The organism is Rhodopseudomonas palustris BisB18 (genome assembly GCF_000013745.1).
Taxonomy (GTDB): Bacteria; Pseudomonadota; Alphaproteobacteria; order Rhizobiales; family Xanthobacteraceae; genus Rhodopseudomonas_A; species Rhodopseudomonas_A palustris_F.
This window is the reverse complement of record NC_007925.1, coordinates 4,619,729-4,637,088: the sequence shown is the minus strand read 5'-3', so window position 1 is coordinate 4,637,088 and position 17,360 is coordinate 4,619,729. Positions and strand designations below refer to the sequence as shown.

The following is a 17,360-nucleotide window of genomic DNA, read 5'->3' as shown; positions in this document are numbered from 1 at the left end:
TCCACTCGTTCCGGCCCGCGCTGTTCCATTGCAAATGTGGTAAACGGTCTCTTGCCGGGCACGCGGAATGAGCCGCTCCGCCGGGCGGCCCACGATTGCGCCGCCGCAGAACGGGACGAGAACCGGCGTCATGAATCACCGGCGCGAGGCTGTCTGGCAGCAAAAAGGCGCCGCCCAGCTCTGCGAACCGGTTTTGACATGGTAGCCTCTGGTAGCTACAATGCAGGATGCGCTCCGTCGGTCTCAAGACACTGAAGAACAAGCTGAGCGAGTATGTGCGGATTGCCGCCGGTGGCGAGACCGTTCTGGTCACCGACCGCGATCGCGTCGTTGCGGAGATCGGTCCTCCCAACCCGGCTCGTAGTTCGATGCCATCGGACGCGTTGTTGCTGGATGCCGTTCGCAACGGTTGGCTGACGCCATCGATCATCATCGGACGGGGGCCGCCGCCCCGCAACCCGGTGATGACCGTCGATACACTGTTGAATGAACTTCACAGCGACCGAGCGGACCGGTGATCTAGCTCGATAGTTCCGTCGCGCGCCTGCTCGGATTTTCCGAATGGAATGCGAAGGAGTGAGGAAGAAAACGAGTTCGGCATCGTGTCCCGGGCGCGGTGCAGCACGAAGTGCTGCTCCGCAGAACCGGGACCGCTACGAGGGCCGCGTTCCGTTACGGCCCCGGCTCTGCAGCGCACCACGCCGTAAAGAGCGGCGCGATGCGCTGCGTCCGGGGCACGCTTGATATCCGTTTTTGTCCAGACGGGTCGGCCGAAGGCCGGAGTTTCACTCGCCATGACCCACTCGCCATGACCCACTCGCAATGACCAACTCGAAGTCAGCCTTCGGGGATTCGCCGACGTCGCCTCAGACCTCCAGCCATTCCTTGCGCACGGCGTCGTTGGCCTTGAGGTCGGCCGGCGAGCCTTCGAACACGATGCGGCCGTGGCCCATCACATAGACGCGGTGCGAGATCCGCAGCGCGATCGACAGCTTCTGCTCGACCAAGAGGATGGCGACGCCGCGCCGGGCGATCTCGGCGATCAGGTCGCCGACCTGCTGCACGATGATCGGCGCCAGCCCCTCGGTCGGCTCGTCGATCATCACCAGGTCGGGGTTGCCCATCAGGGTGCGGCAGATCGTCAGCATCTGCTTCTCGCCGCCGGACAACACGCCCGCGGCGGTGTCGGCGCGCGCCTTCAGGTTCGAAAACATCTCCAGCATGTCGTCGAGCCGCCACTTGCCGGGATGGCGCGGGTCCTTGATGCCGAGCATCAGGTTCTGCCGCACCGTGAGCCCCGGGAAGATGTCGCGATGCTCGGGCACATAGCCGAGCCCGCGATGCGCGATCTTGTAGCTCGGCAAGCCTGCGATATCGGCGCCCTTGAAGCGAATGCTGCCGACCGGCGGCACTTCGCCCATGATCGCCTTCACCGTGGTGGAGCGGCCGACGCCGTTGCGGCCGAGCAGGCTGACCACCTCGCCGGCGGCGATCTGCATGTCGACGCCCTGCAGGATGTGGCTCTTGCCGTAATAGGCGTGCAGATCCCTGACCTCGAGCATCACGCCGCCTCCTCGCCGAGATAGGCTTCCTTGACCCTGGGATTGCCGCGGATCTCTTCCGGCGTGCCGGACGCGATGATCTGGCCATAGACCAGCACCGAAATCCGGTCGGCGAGGCCGAACACCACGCTCATGTCGTGCTCGACGATCAAAAGCGTGCGGCCCTCGGTGAGCCGGCGGATCAGCGACACCGCGCGCTCGGTCTCGGCGTGGCTCATGCCGGCGGTGGGCTCGTCGAGCAGGATCACGTTGGCGCCGCCCGCGATGGTGATGCCGATCTCCAGCGCGCGTTGTTCGGCGTAGGTCAGCAGACCGGCCGGGACGTCGCGGCGGCCGACCAGATGGATGTCCTCGAGAATCCGCGCGGTGCGCTCGCGCACCTCGGGCAGCTTGTCGATGTTCTTCCAGAACGCATAGCGCTGGCCGGTGGCCCACAGCACCGCGCAGCGCAGATTTTCCCACACCGTCATGTTGCCGAACACGTTGGTGACCTGGAAGCTGCGCGACAGTCCGCGGCGGTTGATCTGGTAGGGCGGCAGCCCCGAGATCACCTCGTCGCGCAACAGGATGCTGCCGGTGGTCGGCCGCATATAGCCGGAGATCAGGTTGAACAACGTCGACTTGCCGGCGCCGTTCGGGCCGATCAACGCGTGGCGTTCGCCCTGGGCCACTTTGAGGTCGACGTTCTGGATCACCTTGGTGACGCCGAAGCTCTTCTCGACGCCGCGCAATTCGATGGCGCTGGGCTCAATGGCGCTCATGCCGCAACTCCGTTCTGCCGGGCGGTGGTCAGCGCCTCGTCCCAGGCGTGGCCGACGCGGCGCCAGCTCAGCCGTGCCAGCGCAAAGCCGCCGACGATCAGCACGGCCGCGGTGGCCCAGGTCAGCGGGCTCGCCGCATCGAACGGGATGCCGAACGAGCGGATATGCGGGTCTTCGCCGGGATTGACGGTGTAGTGCACGGTGGATTCGATCGCCAACATCAGCCCGGTGATCATCGCCAATGTGGGCAGCAGCGCCACCGCGTAGCTCGGCAGCACCCGCGCCATGGCGCGGCCCTTGATCAGCGGCCGGTGCATCATCAACAGTCCGGTGACGCCGCCCGGCGCGAACATCACCACCGCGATGAAGAACAGGCCGAAATACAATTGCCAAACCGGGGTGACGTCGCTCAAGCCCAACGACAGGAAGGTGACGAAGATCGCGCCGACGATCGGGCCGATGAAGAAGCCGATGCCGCCGATATAGGCGGCGAACAGCACGGTGCCGGACTGCACCGCGCCGAGATAGGCGGAATTGGCGATCTCGAAATTGATCGCGGCGAGCGCACCGGCGATGCCGGCGAAGAAGCCTGCGAAGCAGAACGCCAGATAGCGGATGACGTGCGGATCGTAGCCGACGAATTGCACCCGCTCCGGATTGTCGCGCACCGCGTTGCACATCCGACCGAGCGGCGTCCGGGTCAGCGCGTACATCGCGATCACCGCCAGCAGCGTCCAGGCCGCGACCAGATAATAGATCTGGATCTGCGGGCCGAAATTCCAGTCGAACACTTTCAGGAGCTTGGTGCGATTGGCCGAGACGCCGGCTTCGCCGCCGAAGAAAGAGCGCAGGATCAAGGCCGAGGAGGCGACCAGTTCGGCGAGGCCGAGCGAGATCATCGCAAAGGCGGTGCCTGAGCGCTGCGTCATCACCCAGCCGATCAAGGCTGCAAAGAACAGCCCGGTGGCGCCGCCGATCAACGGCACCAGCGGCAGTGGGATCGGGAATTTGTGGCCGACGATGAAATTGATGGCGTGGATGGCGAGGAAACCGCCGAGCCCGTAATACACCGCGTGGCCGAACGACAGCATGCCGGTCTGGCCGAGCAGGATGTTGTAGGAGAGCGCGAAGATGATCGAGATGCCGATCAGGCTGAAGGTGGTCAGCGAGCCGCCGGAGGAGAAGATCTTCGGCAACAGCAGCAGCATCAGCGCCACCGCGATCCAGATGCCATAGAATTTCAGTTTGTCGACCAGCGCCGGCGGCGGAGGAGCTGCGCTCACGGTGATATCTCTCATGTGTCGCGGGTCCCCAACAGGCCCATCGGGCGGAAGATCAGCACCAGCACCAACAGCAGATAGGGCATGATCGGCGCGATCTGCGCGATGGTGACGTTCCAGATGTCGCTGAGCCAGCTCTGCGCCAGGTCCGGGCTGAGCGGGCCGAGCAGGCCGGCGAGCGAGGCGTTCATCGACACCGCGAAGGTCTGCAACAGGCCGATCAACAGCGAAGCGATGAAGGCGCCGGGCAGCGAGCCGAGCCCGCCGACCACGACGACGACGAACAGGATCGGGCCGAGTAGCCCGGCCATGTTGGACTGCGTCACCAGCGCCGGCCCCGCGATCACGCCGGCGACCGCCGCCAGCGCGGTGCCGACGCCGAACACCAGCATGAAGATGCGCCCGACATTATGGCCGAGATGGCCGACCATATGCGGATGGGTGAGCGCGGCCTGCACGATCAGCCCGATCCGGGTCTTCTTCAGCGCCAGCAACAGGCCGAGGAAGATCGCGACCGAGACCAGCAGCATGAACATCTTGAAAGCGGGATAATTGGTCGAGAACAGCGTGAAGGCGGGGAAGTCGAGCAGCGGCGGCACGCGGAAATCCACCGGGCTCTTGCCCCAGATGATCTGCACGATCTCCTCGATCGCAAAGGCGAGGCCAAAGGTGAACAGCAGTTCGGCGACGTGGCCGTTCTTGTGCACGCGGCGCAGCCCGTAGCGCTCCACCGCGGCGCCGATCGCGCCGGCCAGCAAGGGCGCGATCAGCAGCGCCGGCCAGAACCCGAACCAGCGGCTGATCTGGAAGCCGAAGAACGCGCCGAGCATGTAGAAACTGGCATGGGCGAAGTTCAGCACGCCGAGCATGCTGAAGATCACGGTGAGCCCGCTGGCCATCAGGAACAAGAGCATGCCGTACAGCACGCCGTTCAATGTGGAGATGACGATCAGTTCAAGCAAGGTTTGGCCTGCGATCTTGAGAATGGGGGGCTTTCTTCACCTCTCCCCGCAAGCGGGGAGAGGGAGTTCGCCGCGTCGCGTGGCGTGCGCCGCGCGCGTGCGTCGACGTCGCGGCTACGGCCGCTCCATCTTGCAGGTGGTCGGCAGCATGGTCTGGGCGGTGTCGATCTTGGCGACGAGCTTCCAGCCCCAGCCGGTCTTTTCCTCGTCGAACGGCTCCTTCTCGCTGCGTTCGCCGAGCGAGGAGATGTAGATCGGCTGGAAGAACTGGTGGTCGTCCTTGCGCATGATGCCTTCGCCGCCGTCCAGCACTTCGAACTTCATGTCTTCGAGCGCCTGCGCGACCTTGACCGGCTCCAGCGACTTGGCCTTTTCGGCGGCCGCGGCGAACATCCGCATTTCGTTGACGACGCGCGGATAGAACAGGCTGAAGTCGTACTTGGCGCGGATCGCCTTTTCGAGATCCTCCGACGGCTTGTGGCCGAGATTGGCGATGCCTTCGGTGATCTGGAACACCTGATGGTTGAGGCCGGCCTGCTTGATCGCGGTCGGTCCGCCGGTGCCACCGGCATAGTAGGTGTACCAGTTGACCTTCAGCCCGGCGTCGGCGGCGGCCTTCAACAACAGCGCAATGTCCTGGCCCCAATTGCCGGTGACCACGGTGTCGGCGCCGGATGCCTTGATCTTGGCGACGTAGGGCGCGAAATCGCTGATCTTCAACAACGGATGCAGTTCGTCGCCGACGATCGCGATGTCGGGGCGCTTGGCGGCCAGCATCGCCTTGGCCTGGGTGCGGACCGACTGGCCGAACGAATAGTCCTGATTGATCAGGTAGACTTTCTTGATCGCCGGAACGCCCTTGATGTAGTTGGTGAGCGCCGCCATCTTGATGTCGGAATTGGCGTCCCAGCGGAAATGCCAGAAGCTGCATTTGTCGTTGGTCAGCACCGGATCGACCGCGGCGTAATTGAAGTACAGCACTTCCTTGCCGGGATTGCGCTCGTTGTATTTGGTGACGAAGTCGGACAATGCGCCGCCGACCGCCGAGCCGTTGCCTTGCGTCACGTAGCGCACGCCGGCGTCGATCGCCTTCTGCGCCTGGATCAGGCTTTCCTGCGGATTGGTCTTGTTGTCGAGCGGGACGATCTCGACCTTCTTGCCGAGAATGCCGCCCTTGGCGTTCAACTCGTCGGCCATGAACTGGAAGGTCTTGAAGCCGACTTCGCCGACGCTGGCACCGCCGCCCGACAACGGGTCGATGTAGCCGATCTTGACGGTTTCCTGGGCGTGGGCAGCCTGGCCGAGCATCGGCAGGGCCAGCGCGGCAGCCACTACGAGTCTACGCATGGGGTCTCCTCCTTGGTTTTTTTGTTATGGTCGCGGGTATTGCCGAAGGCGTTGAGGTTGCCGCCCGACGATCCCGATTTGATTTTGATTGTGAGGCAATGATCGCGGCGCCGCAAGTGCGCCGATCGTTTCACGCTCACCGTTTGCCGGCCCTCCGTTCGGTCGACCCGTTCGCATCGGGAACCGCTGTTCGGCTGCGCTCCGCGTGAGCCCGGTCGTCATGTTGCGCAACTCGGTGATGCCGTCGTGGGCCAAGCGAAACGTCTGCCGGTCGGCAGCATGGCCGTCGTCGGCGCCGTGGTCTTGCGTCAAGTCACTGCGCATTCCGCTGCGCGGGATGGGGCTTGCGATCGGCCGCGCAATTTGCGCAATGTCGGTTCGAAGCGGCGCACGCTGCGGCGATCGAATCGCTTCCGCTGCGCGACGATTGATCGCATCGAAACGAAGCCCGGAGGTGACCGAGAGTCAAACCGCAGGTTGTCGCGGCATGGCAGATCGCGCATCGCGGACGGCCGAACGGGCCGTCGCGGTCCCGGCGGTACGCCAACGGTAACGTCGGCGGCGCTGCCGCATGGCCCGCCGCGACCTGATCCGCTAGGGGATTGCGTCGCCCGATGCAGGCTGGCATCGCTGCGGCAATGCGCCCATACACCCTGCGGCGTCTTGCGAGACGTCGTCACAGAATCTGAGAGTTTAGAGATGAAGCTTGGCAAGCGAGTATTGGTCACCGGCGGCGCCGGCTTCTTGGGATCGCATCTGTGCGAGCGGTTGCTCGGGCTCGGCCATCAGGTGATCTGCGTCGACAATTTCTTCACCGGGCAGCGCCGCAACATCAAACATCTGCTCGCCAACCCCGACTTCGAGGTGATCCGCCACGACGTCACCTTTCCGCTCTATATCGAGGTCGACCAGATCTACAATCTGGCCTGTCCGGCTTCGCCGATCCACTACCAGCACGACCCGGTGCAGACCACCAAGACCAGCGTGCACGGCGCCATCAACATGCTCGGGCTGGCGAAGCGGCTGCGCTGCAAGATCTTCCAGGCCTCGACCTCGGAGGTCTATGGCGATCCGGAAATCCATCCGCAGGTCGAGAGCTATTGGGGCCGGGTCAATCCGATCGGGTTGCGGTCGTGCTACGACGAGGGCAAGCGCTGCGCCGAGACGCTGTTCTTCGACTATCACCGCCAGCACGCCACCGCGATCAAGGTGGCGCGGATCTTCAACACCTACGGCCCCAGGATGTACGTCAACGACGGCCGCGTGGTGTCGAATTTCGTGGTGCAGGCGCTGCGCGGCGAGGACATCACGCTGTATGGCGACGGCGCGCAGACCCGGTCGTTCTGCTACGTCGACGACCTTATCGAGGGCATCATCGGCCTGATGGAGACCGCCGACGACATCACCGGCCCGGTCAATCTCGGCAATCCGGTGGAATTCACCATCCGCGAATTGGCCGAGCAGGTGGTCGAATTGACCGGCTCGCGCTCCAAGCTGGTGTTCGCACCATTGCCGTCCGACGATCCGCGGCAGCGCAAGCCGGACATCTCGCTGGCGACGCGATTGCTGGACTGGGAGCCAAAGGTGCAGCTGCGCGAGGGGCTCGGCAAGACCATCGAGCACTTCAGGGGCGTGCTTGCCGAGTAACGACGCTTGGTCACTGCGCCGCGGCGCGCGGCTTGCGGGCATTGAGCGCGGTCGCCATCGCGCTGATCAACGGCTTCATGAAGAAGGCGTCGTTGGCCGGGTAGATGTCGGTGCGCAGCCCGTAGGATTTCAACTCCTCGGAGACCACCGGGCCGACCGAAGCGATCGGCGTCGCCGCCAAGGCCTCGCGCAGCCGCGGCTCGCAATGATGCGCCCGCGCCACGTCGATCAGCCGGCGGATCTGTCCCGAACTGGTCAGCGCCAGCGCGTCGATGCTGCCCGCCGCCATCGCGTCGATCGCCGCCAGCACGTTGCTCTCGGCGGCGCGGGCGTCATAGACGTACGGCAAAACCGGGTCGACGCTGGCGCCGCCCGCGGTGATCGCCGCGATCAAGACGCTATGGTCCTTGTCCGGATAGAGCTGCAGCCCGAGCCTTCGACCGCGAAGGTCGACGGCTTTCAGCGTTGCGGCGATGCCCTCCGAGGTCGGCACTTCGGTGACGATGCTGGCCTCCAGGCCGATTTCGCGCAGCGCCCGGCCGGGCTTCGGCCCGCGCGCAAAGCTTCGCGACTGTCCGATCGCGGCGATCAACGGCTCGCCGAGCTCGATGCGCCGCGCCGCCTTCACCAGCCGGCGCAGTCCTTCGCCGGTGGTCAGCACCAGATCGTCGAACGGCTGCGCGATGCAGCGTCTGATCCAGGCTTCGACCGGGGCGGGGTCCGGCGCGTCGTGGATGGCGAACATCGGGCATTGCAGCACCGCGGCGCCCTGTTCGGTCAAAAGCCGCGCGAACTGGGCTTCTTCCCGGGTTTCCAGGATCAGAATGCGGTAGCCGTCCAGCCGTTCGACCATGGGATCTCCTGCGCTCGAGGCCTCGGCATCTTGCCGCTTTGGACGGGATTGGCGCAAGGCCGCCGCGGGTGGTAGAGCAGAGTCGCTTCGCCTGCCGTTCCCGCTTCGTCCTCGCATCAAGCTGGCCTCATGCCTCACCATCAATTCGTGCTGACGCTGTCCTGCCCCGACCTGCCCGGCATCGTCTCCGCCGTCTCGACCTTCCTGTTCGACAATGGACAGAACATCCTCGACGCGCAGCAGTTCGACGACACCGAGACCGGCCAGTTCTTCATGCGGGTGGTGTTCAACGCGGCGCAGACCCGGGTGACGCTGCCGGTGCTGCGCGAGCTGTTCATCCCGGTGGCCGAGCGGTTCATGATGCGCTGGCAGATGCGCGACCGCGGCAACCGCCGCCGGGTGCTGCTGCTGGTGTCGAAATCCGACCACTGCCTGGTCGATCTGCTGTATCGCTGGCGCACCGGCGAGCTCGAAATGACCCCGACCGCGGTCATCTCCAACCATCCGCGCGATACCTATGAGGGGCTCGATTTCGGCGAGGTGCCGTTTCACTACCTGCCGGTCAGCAAAGAGACGCGGCGGCAGCAGGAAACCGCGATTTCCGGGGTGATCGCCCACACCAAGACCGATCTGGTGGTGCTGGCGCGCTACATGCAGGTGCTGTCCGACGAAATGTCGGGGCGGCTCGCCGGGCGCTGCATCAACATCCATCACTCGTTCCTGCCAGGCTTCAAAGGCGCCAAGCCCTACCACCAGGCCCATGAGCGCGGCGTCAAGCTGATCGGCGCCACCGCGCATTACGTCACCGGCACGCTCGACGAAGGTCCGATCATCGACCAGGATGTCGAGCGGATCAGCCACCGCGACCGGCCGGAGGATCTGGTGCGCAAGGGGCGCGATATCGAACGGCGGGTGCTGGCCCGGGCGATTCGCTATCACCTCGAAGATCGCGTGATCCTCAACGGCAAGAAGACCGTGGTGTTCGTCGATTGAGGGGCCAACGGATGGCGCGCGGCCGGGCGTGGCGTCGTGGTCGGATTTAACCAATGAACACAAATTCAGTGTTCTTAAATTCGACTTGGTTTGGTCTTAACCCGCCGCGGTTCGCGGGAACTCGGGCTGTCCACGCCGGCGGATTGTCGATGTGATCGTCCAATCGCGGCAGGAGTTTCATGTTACCGACCTGGTTACGAAACGGCAGGGGGTGACGGTGACTGCTGTTGGCAATGGCGAATGTCTTCGGGTGCAGGGCCTCGGTTCTGCTATGCAACGGTTGAACCGGAACATCCGCGAGACGTTGAGCGGCCGCGTAAGCGAAAGTGAGTGATGAAACATCCCAAACGAATGCCCGCCGCTCGATGACCAGGATCTCCGCTTTTACTTACCGGAACTGGCTGATCGCGATTCACGATGCCGGGGTGACGGCGTTCGCGGTGATCGCCAGTTTTTTCTTGCGGTTCCAAGGCGAGAACTTCACCGAGCGACTGCCGCTGCTGCTGACGATTCTGCCTTATTTCGTGGTTTTCAGCTTTTTCGTCTGTTACTTTTTCCATCTGACCACCACCAAGTGGCGGTTCATTTCCGTCCCCGATCTTTTGAACATCCTGCGCGCGGCCAGCGTACTGACGGTCGCGCTGCTGGTGCTCGATTATATCTTCCTGGCGCCGAACGTGTTCGGAACGTTCTTTCTCGGCAAGACCACCATCATCATCTATTGGTTTCTCGAGGTGTTCTTCCTCAGCGGTTCGCGGTTGGCCTACCGGCATTTCCGCTACACCCGCACCCGCAACCAGGCCAAGCTCAAGGACGCCGCGGCGACCTTGCTGATCGGGCGCGCCGCCGACACCGAAGTGTTTCTGCGCGCGGTCGAGAGCGGCGCGGTGAAGCGGCAATGGCCGGTCGGCATCCTGTCGCCGTCCAGTTCGGATCGCGGGCAGCTGATCCGCGGCATCCCGGTGCTGGGCACGATCGACGATCTGGCCAACGTGGTCGACGATTTCGCCGGCCGTAACAAGCCGATCAAGCTCGTGGTGATGACGCCGTCGGCGTTCGAGAGCGAGGCGCAACCGGAATCCGTGCTGATGCGGGCGCGCAAGTTGGGCCTCGCGGTCAGCCGGTTGCCGTCGCTGGAGGAGAGCCGCGATACGCCGCGGCTGGCGCCGGTGGCGGTGGAGGATCTGTTGCTGCGGCCGAGCGTCAAGATCGACTACGCCCGGCTGGAGGCGTTCGTGCGCGGCAAATCCGTGGTGGTCACCGGCGGCGGCGGATCGATCGGTTTCGAGATCTGCGACCGCGTCACCACCTTCGGCGCCGCGCGGCTGTTGATCATCGAGAATTCCGAACCGGCGCTGCATGCGGCGATGGAAACCATTCTCGCCAAGGAGCCCGCGGTGGCGGTCGAAGGCCGCATGGCCGACGTGCGCGACCGCGATCGCATCCACCAATTGCTGACCGCGTTCAAGCCGGACATCGTGTTCCACGCCGCGGCGCTGAAGCATGTGCCGATCCTGGAGCGCGACTGGGCGGAGGGCGTCAAGACCAACATCTTCGGTTCGGTCAACGTCGCCGACGCCGCACTGGCGTCGGGCGCCGCCGCGATGGTGATGATTTCCACCGACAAGGCGATCCAGCCGGTGTCGATGCTGGGGCTGACCAAGCGGTTCGCCGAAATGTACTGTCAGGCGCTGGATCGCCAATTGATGACCGGCGCCGACGGCGGCAAGCCGCCGATGCGGCTGATCTCGGTGCGGTTCGGCAACGTGTTGGCCTCGAACGGCTCGGTGGTGCCGAAGTTCAAGGCGCAGATCGAGGCCGGCGGGCCGATCACGGTGACCCATCCGGACATGGTGCGCTACTTCATGACCATCCGCGAAGCCTGCGATCTGGTGATCACGGCCGCGACTCATGCGCTCAGTCCGGCGCGGTTCGATGCCTCGGTCTATGTGCTGAACATGGGGCAGCCGGTGAAGATCGTCGATCTCGCCGAGCGGATGATCCGGCTGTCCGGGCTGCAGCCCGGCTACGACATCGAGATCGTGTTCACCGGGGTGCGCCCCGGCGAGCGGCTGAATGAAATCCTGTTCGCCGAGCAGGAGCCGATCAGCGAGACCGGCATCGCCGGCATCGTCGCGGCCAAACCGAACCAGCCGCCGATGGCGTTGCTGCGGCAATGGCTGACCCAACTCGAGCAGGGCGTCAGCAACGAAACCTGCTCGGAGATCTCCGGGGTGTTGAAAGCCGCGGTGCCGGAGTTCGGCGCCGAGGCCGAGCTTCGCACCGCGGCGCAGTGATCAGCGGCGCGGCCGCGAAAACCGCGTCAGGACCACCGCGACCGCCGCGACGCCGAGCGCCAGCAGCCCGGCTTCGATGATCGGCGAGTGGCTCAGCGCCGCGCCGATCGCCAGCGCGGCGAGGCCGAGATTCAACACGAACACCTCGGACACCACCTGCATGACGGTGAATTTGTTGGTGGTGGCGCGCTGATAGAAGTGCGAGCGGTGCGATTGCCAGACCGCCTCGCGCTTCGCCAACCGGCGCAACAGCGTCAGCGTGGCGTCCATCAGATAATACAACGGCAGCAGCAGCGCGGCCGCCCACGACTGTGCCGCGAGTTCGATCAGGCACCAGGCCAGCAACAGCCCGATCGGCAGGCTGCCGACGTCGCCGAGGAAGACCCGCGCCACCGGCCTGTTGACCGGGGCAAAGCCCAGACAGGCGCCGCCGAGCGCCGCCGCCAGCACCGCGTCCGGCCACGACAGCGTGCCGATGAGGCCGAGCGCCGCCAGCGCGCCGGTCACCGGCACCACCTCGGCCACCGTGATCCAGTCGAGCCCATCCATGAAGTTGACCAGATTGACGAACCACAGCGTGCCGACGAGCAGCCCGGCGCGTTCCAGCCATTCGGGGAGAAACGGCGCGATCCGCAAGCCGTCCGGCAGCGCCCAGACCATGGCGGCGACGGCGACGGCTTGCGCGATCAGCCGCGGCGTCACCGATAGAGGCGCGATGTCGTCGATCGCGCCGATCGCGGCGAGCAGCAAGGCGGCGGCGAACACCGGCAGCAGCGTCGCCAGCGCCGCGGGCGCCTGCAGCCAGATCAGACCTCCGGCCACCAGCAGCGTCGCGGCAACCACCGCGATGCCGGCGCCTTGCGGAGTCGGCGTGGTATGGGAGGAGCGGGCATTCGGCCGCGCCAGCGCGTAGCGCCTGAGCAGCGGCAAGCTCAATCGGATCAGCAATGCGGCCAGCGCCGCCGCCGACCCGACGCCGAGGCAGATCAACCATGCGGGGTGAAGCGCGTCGTTCGGCATGGCCGGTGGGATCGATGTTGCGGACTGCGAACGGTCCATCGGGGCTGGGTGACCGCCGTATAGGGGATCGCGGTGGTGTCGTCCATCGGCGCCGTGCGACGGCGCCTGGCCCGCCGCGCCAGCCGCTATCGCACCGGCAATTCCTCGGCAAGCTTGCGGGTGATCGGCTTCGGCAGAGTGAGGCCGGACAATTTCCAGCCGAGGTCCTCGTAATGCAGTTCGACCGCCGCCAGCGTCTCCGGATCGGATGTGTTGCTGACGCGAACGGCGAGCTTCACCGGATTGATCAGGCGCAGGCGCCCGAGCAGCGACGCCGGATCGCTGGTGTTGAGCTCCGCCAAGGCCGGCAGTCCGGCGATCGATGGCGTACCGGGGGCGCCTTGCAGCGCGCCGGATTTCAAGATCGTCGCGAGATTGTCCGCGGTCAGCAACTTGCCGACCAGCGCGTCGGCCAGCCCCGCGCCATAGGTGTTCACCAGCGCCTTCTCGATCGGCCGAATCCGCCGGGTTTCGCCGATGCGCTCCAGATAGGCCGCGACGACTTGCTGGGCCAGAGAGTCGGTGAGGGCCTTGAGATTCGTGCGTTGCACGATCTCCGCGCCGTCGCCTTGGCGTGCCGCGTTGGCCAGCGCCGACAGCGCGAAGGCGGCGCTGCCCAGATAGGCGCCGGCGAGCAGCAACACAGCGAGCAGACCGCCGATCATCCAGCGCATGCCAACCTCATTCTGGGTTCGGGCGTGTTCAACGTCCTGGAGCGCGGCAAGTTGCCCGGAACGCGGCTCAACCGTGCGCCCCGAGCCTATTGGCCGCTCGACTGGCGCAAGCCCGACGGATCGGTCTTCTCCAGCTCCTTGCGCTCGGGAGCCGGCATGGCGCGACGCCGCGCCATCTCCTTTTGCCAGGCCTCGTATTTGGCGCTGCCCGGCCGCGGCGGCGCGTCCGCCGGCAGCCCGCCGGCCCATTGCGGGACGTAATCGCCGGCGCCTTCGGAAATCTTTTCATTGATGGTGCCGCAACCGCCGAGGCTGCACGCCAACAGCACGGCGCCGACCGCGCCGCGGCGTTGCCAGGAGCCCATCTCGAACCAATTAGAAACCCGCAAAATCGTCCTGCCTCGCCACCAGATGGCCGCAAATATCATCCGGCCCCTCAATGATAGATCCTGGCTTCCATGGCAATGATATGGCTGCCGCGCCAGGTTTGCCAACGATCAGTTGTGCTGCGGCGGCTCGTCTCGGAGGACGTGCGCAGCCCGCGCGGATCCGAGCGGCGCGGCAGGGTGAAGCTGTCGGCGTTCGGTTTGCATTGAATTAATGATGTCTTTCTATGGTCGTTTTGGATGGCCGGTCGAACGTGTAGCGGTGTGCGCGCCGACGCATTCGACTGACAGGGAGACATGATGCAACGGACGAGACCGCCGTTTCGTGCGGACCATGTGGGCAGCCTGTTGCGCCCGCAGAAAATTGAGGACGCTCGCGCCAAGCTGGCGAGCGGCGCGATCACCGCCGACGATCTGCGCAAGATCGAAGACGTCGAGATCGAAAAGCTGGTGCACAAGCAGTCGGCCTATGGGCTGAAGCTCGCCACCGACGGCGGATTTCGCGACTCCGGACCGCTGGACTTTATCGGCGGGCTCGCAGGCTGCGAGCTGGATGCCGACGGTCGTTCGGTGCGGGTGATCGGCAAGCTGGATTTTCCCGACGATCATCCGTTGCCGACGCAGTTCAAGGTTCTGCAGCGCCACGCCGAAATCGCCCATGTGACGCCGAAGCTGACGATTCCGTCGCCCTCGGTGCTGCATTTTCGCGGTGGCCGCGACGCCATCTCGCAGGAGGCCTATCCGAGCATCGGGCTGTTCTTCGAGGATCTCGCCAAGACCTATCGCAAGGCGGTCAAGGCGCTCTACGACGAAGGCTGCCGCTATCTGCAGTTCGACGACCCGGTCTGGGCTCACCTGTGCTCGGAGGCCGAGCGGCAGACGCTGCGGGAGCGCGGCACGGACGCCGCCAATCTGCAGCAGGTCTATGCCCGCATCATCAACTACGCGATCGCCGAACGCCCCTCCGACATGGTGATCACCAGCCATGTCGGCCGCGGCAATTTCCGCTACTCTTGGCTTGCGTCGGGCGGCTACGAGCCGGTGGCCGAGACCTTGCTCGCAGGCATCAATTGCGACGGCTATGTCCTGGAGTTCGATTGCGACCGCGCCGGCGGCTTCGAATCGCTGCGGTTTCTGCCCAAGGGCAACAAGGTCGTGGTGCTCGGCCTCATCGGCTCGAAGAGCGGCGCCTTGGAGAGCAAGCCGGAGCTGGTGCGGCGGCTGCAGGAGGCCGCCAAATTCGTGCCGCTGGAGCAGCTCGCGCTGGCGCCGCAAAGCGGCTTCGCCGCCGCCGCGGAGGGCCACAGCCTCACCGAGGACGAGCAGTGGACCAAGCTGCGGCTGGCGGTCGAGGTGGCCAACGAGGTGTGGGGCAGGTGAGGCATCGTCAGAGGCGATCAGGAACCTGCGCTTATTTGGCGCCGGTCCAGGCCTCAGGCGCGACAGTGTGGAGCGGCTCGAGAGCAGAAGATAAAGTGCTCTTAAGAGCAATTAAAAGCGCTTTATTCTCTCTTAAAAGCCGGGCCGCATTCGTCTATGCGGGGTTTTCGTACTGAGCTTCGTGGTCGTCGCGATTCAACAGCGGCACGCCGTGATCGCACTGGGACAGACTTCGAGGCCAATCGCCGCCAAATCGCCCCGTGGTGCGGCCGCTGCCGCAGCCTATCATCGCTTGCTGGTGTTGGTACGAGGCGACTTTTCTGCGGTTGCAGCGTACCGTTTTGCCATGCGAAGCCAGGTTCCGATCAAACCTCAAGGTGCGGCCGTGCAAAGGTTCGTCCTGGAAGAAAACGCCAAGCTCTACAAGAGACTGCTGGCCGAAGCCGGCGACGAAAGCCGTCGCCAGGTGCTGCGCAAGCTATTGGCCGAAGTGGAAGCCGAGCAGACACAGAGCAAAGCCGGCTGAGCGCGTCGACACGCCAAACGGTGGCGGCGCGTCTTGGGCTTCTGAAGCCCCGAACTGACGACTCGCTACGCCGGTCCAGTTTTCTCATCTTGCGGGGCCGACGGTCAGCCTTTGCGAATAGATCCAGATCGTTTGACCGGCGCAATCGATGACGCGCGCGGGTTGGCCAAAGCGGGCGGTGAGCGCGGCCTGATCCAGTCCATCCGGCAGGATCCATCGGTAGTCCGGCGGCCGGCCGCGATCGATGCGGCTTTCTGAATAGGATCGCGGATCGTTGCCCCAATGATAGCGTTCGCCGGTGGCGCTGACCGGGTCGGCGTGCAGGCGCCATTCGCTGCTGGCCGTGATTTGGCGTGCCGTCCAGTATCCGGCGAGCCCCTCGCGAAGTGGGGCGGTTTGCGCGTCGTCGCCCAAGCAGTCGACGGCAGGATGCTGCCAGGTCCAGAGCGAGATCGAGGGCCTCAGCACGGCATACAGGGCTATCGCCGCAAAACCCGCCGCGACCACCGACGTCAGCCCGACGATCAGCGAAGTCCATCGCTTCAGCAGCAGGCCGACGGCGGCGGCCGCAAAGATCGTCGGCCACCAGATAACGCTGGCGAGATAGCGATAGGCGCCGCGATCTTCGTAGAGGAATGCGGCGGTCAGGCTGAGCGTGCCGACCATGGCGCAGGCTGCGATAGTCCAATAGAACCGTGCGCCGTCACGGTTCTGGCGACCCGCGGGTAACCAGCGCACGGCCAGCGGCGCGGCCAGCAACAGCAGCATCGGGATCAGCGTTCCGACCAGTAAAGAGGCGTTGATCTCGCTGAAAAACAAGCCGATGTGATGCGGTATCATCGACCAATTCAACGGAATGTCCGGCTGCCGGTTGAGAAAGCCGTCCCCGATCAGGCCGGCGGCCGACGCCAATGCTACGCCGGACAGCAACCATCGGCGGTTCCGGGAGGCGGTGGGGCTGAGCAGCAGTGCGACCGCCACCGGCGCGCTGTAGCAGAGCACGAACAGCTTGTCCGACGCGACTCCCAGAGCGCAGATCGCAAACAGGACGATGGCTCCCGAAGGCCGAAAATTGCGCCGCAACTGATCGGTCAGCCATGCCGCCGCCAGCGAAGCGATAAATGCACCGCCATGCGCCACGGGCTGCAGGGCTTGGAAATGCCGGCCGGCTCCCGAGAATGCCAGCTCGGCGCTCAGCATCGTGGCACTGACGATCCAGCACACGGCGATCGCTGGCGCTTTCGGTAACGTCGCGATGCGGCCGACGATGAGGCCGGCAATGACGACCAAGGTGATCAGCAAGGTACCTGCAAGCACGAAGGTCGCCACGCGCCAGGAGCCTGTGGCGATCTGTACCGGTGCAAACAACAATAGGTCGGGAAACAGACTGGGCGTTCGCGGGAGCTGAAATTGCATCCAGCCGAGCCCGTCGTGGAACACGTGCCGCGTCCACTCGGCGGCCAGGAGTTTGTCGGCGTCGACGAAATTTCGGAAGAAAGTCTCGCGAGAAAACCCGAACAGCAGCAGAAGCAGGCAGCCGAGGATAACGATCAGCAGCGTCGATCGCTCCCCCCAGCGTCCAGTGCGATGTTGTAGATCCTCCGGATGCGGCATTGCGCGAATGTGCCCTTGG

Annotated in this window: 16 protein-coding genes; 6 read left to right on the top strand and 10 right to left on the bottom strand. The window is 64.9% G+C overall.

Annotated elements, in window-relative coordinates; genetic code table 11:
* The first annotated feature begins 227 nt into the window (after nucleotides 1-227).
* A complete protein-coding gene (locus RPC_RS20850; protein ID WP_011474579.1) occupies nucleotides 228-518 on the top strand; it encodes a type II toxin-antitoxin system Phd/YefM family antitoxin in 291 nt (96 codons plus the stop codon).
* 348 nt (nucleotides 519-866) lie between these two features.
* Here RPC_RS20850 and RPC_RS20845 read toward each other — a convergent pair whose 3' ends face one another.
* The 5 genes from RPC_RS20845 to RPC_RS20825 form a co-directional block, all read right to left on the bottom strand.
* Nucleotides 867-1,562 carry an ABC transporter ATP-binding protein gene (locus RPC_RS20845; RefSeq protein ID WP_011474577.1) on the bottom strand — a complete coding sequence of 232 codons (696 nt, stop codon included), beginning with the start codon at nucleotides 1,560-1,562 and terminating at the stop codon, nucleotides 867-869.
* Nucleotides 1,562-2,323 (bottom strand): ABC transporter ATP-binding protein, encoded by a 762-nt coding sequence (locus RPC_RS20840; RefSeq protein WP_011474576.1) that lies wholly within the window; start codon nucleotides 2,321-2,323, stop codon nucleotides 1,562-1,564. Before RPC_RS20840 ends, RPC_RS20845 begins: the two co-directional genes overlap by 1 nt.
* Entirely contained in the window at nucleotides 2,320-3,621 is a 1,302-nt protein-coding gene (locus tag RPC_RS20835) for a branched-chain amino acid ABC transporter permease (RefSeq protein ID WP_011474575.1), read from the bottom strand. Before RPC_RS20835 ends, RPC_RS20840 begins: the two co-directional genes overlap by 4 nt.
* Nucleotides 3,618-4,565 carry a branched-chain amino acid ABC transporter permease gene (locus RPC_RS20830; protein ID WP_011474574.1) on the bottom strand — a complete coding sequence of 316 codons (948 nt, stop codon included), beginning with the start codon at nucleotides 4,563-4,565 and terminating at the stop codon, nucleotides 3,618-3,620. The genes RPC_RS20835 and RPC_RS20830 overlap by 4 nt, the downstream gene beginning before the upstream one ends.
* Nucleotides 4,566-4,679: 114 nt before the next feature.
* Nucleotides 4,680-5,912 (bottom strand): branched-chain amino acid ABC transporter substrate-binding protein, encoded by a 1,233-nt coding sequence (locus RPC_RS20825; RefSeq protein WP_011474573.1) that lies wholly within the window; start codon nucleotides 5,910-5,912, stop codon nucleotides 4,680-4,682.
* 699 nt (nucleotides 5,913-6,611) lie between these two features.
* Here RPC_RS20825 and RPC_RS20820 point away from each other — a divergent pair.
* The gene (locus RPC_RS20820) at nucleotides 6,612-7,559 is read left to right on the top strand and encodes a UDP-glucuronic acid decarboxylase family protein (protein WP_011474572.1); all 948 of its coding nucleotides are present in this window, start codon (nucleotides 6,612-6,614) and stop codon (nucleotides 7,557-7,559) included.
* A 10-nt stretch (nucleotides 7,560-7,569) separates the two neighbouring features.
* Here the strand turns inward: RPC_RS20820 and RPC_RS20815 are convergent, their stop codons facing one another.
* Nucleotides 7,570-8,412: a uroporphyrinogen-III synthase gene (locus RPC_RS20815; protein ID WP_011474571.1), complete on the bottom strand. Its 843-nt coding sequence runs from the start codon at nucleotides 8,410-8,412 to the stop codon at nucleotides 7,570-7,572.
* A 129-nt stretch (nucleotides 8,413-8,541) separates the two neighbouring features.
* Between RPC_RS20815 and purU the strand changes: the two genes are divergently transcribed.
* A complete protein-coding gene (purU, locus tag RPC_RS20810; RefSeq protein ID WP_011474570.1) occupies nucleotides 8,542-9,405 on the top strand; it encodes a formyltetrahydrofolate deformylase in 864 nt (287 codons plus the stop codon).
* Nucleotides 9,406-9,770: 365 nt separating this feature from the next.
* On the top strand, nucleotides 9,771-11,702 hold the full coding sequence (locus RPC_RS20805; RefSeq protein ID WP_011474569.1) for an SDR family NAD(P)-dependent oxidoreductase: 1,932 nt from the start codon (nucleotides 9,771-9,773) through the stop codon (nucleotides 11,700-11,702).
* Here the strand turns inward: RPC_RS20805 and RPC_RS20800 are convergent, their stop codons facing one another.
* The 3 genes from RPC_RS20800 to RPC_RS20790 form a co-directional block, all read right to left on the bottom strand.
* A complete protein-coding gene (locus RPC_RS20800) occupies nucleotides 11,703-12,722 on the bottom strand; it encodes a glycosyl transferase (RefSeq protein ID WP_041802160.1) in 1,020 nt (339 codons plus the stop codon).
* Nucleotides 12,723-12,847: 125 nt separating this feature from the next.
* Nucleotides 12,848-13,435 carry a DUF2939 domain-containing protein gene (locus tag RPC_RS20795; protein WP_011474567.1) on the bottom strand — a complete coding sequence of 196 codons (588 nt, stop codon included), beginning with the start codon at nucleotides 13,433-13,435 and terminating at the stop codon, nucleotides 12,848-12,850.
* An 86-nt stretch (nucleotides 13,436-13,521) separates the two neighbouring features.
* Nucleotides 13,522-13,824 carry a hypothetical protein gene (locus RPC_RS20790; RefSeq protein WP_415914753.1) on the bottom strand — a complete coding sequence of 101 codons (303 nt, stop codon included), beginning with the start codon at nucleotides 13,822-13,824 and terminating at the stop codon, nucleotides 13,522-13,524.
* 297 nt (nucleotides 13,825-14,121) lie between these two features.
* On the opposite strand from RPC_RS20790, the gene RPC_RS20785 reads away from it, so the two are divergent.
* Complete coding sequence (locus tag RPC_RS20785) at nucleotides 14,122-15,201, top strand: cobalamin-independent methionine synthase II family protein (protein ID WP_011474565.1); 1,080 nt, start codon at nucleotides 14,122-14,124, stop codon at nucleotides 15,199-15,201.
* A gap of 181 nt (nucleotides 15,202-15,382) precedes the next feature.
* Nucleotides 15,383-15,727 (top strand): hypothetical protein, encoded by a 345-nt coding sequence (locus tag RPC_RS26575; protein ID WP_167532046.1) that lies wholly within the window; start codon nucleotides 15,383-15,385, stop codon nucleotides 15,725-15,727.
* Nucleotides 15,728-15,811: 84 nt separating this feature from the next.
* Here the strand turns inward: RPC_RS26575 and RPC_RS20775 are convergent, their stop codons facing one another.
* On the bottom strand, nucleotides 15,812-17,341 hold the full coding sequence (locus tag RPC_RS20775; RefSeq protein ID WP_011474563.1) for a hypothetical protein: 1,530 nt from the start codon (nucleotides 17,339-17,341) through the stop codon (nucleotides 15,812-15,814).
* Between the last annotated feature and the right edge of the window lie 19 nt (nucleotides 17,342-17,360).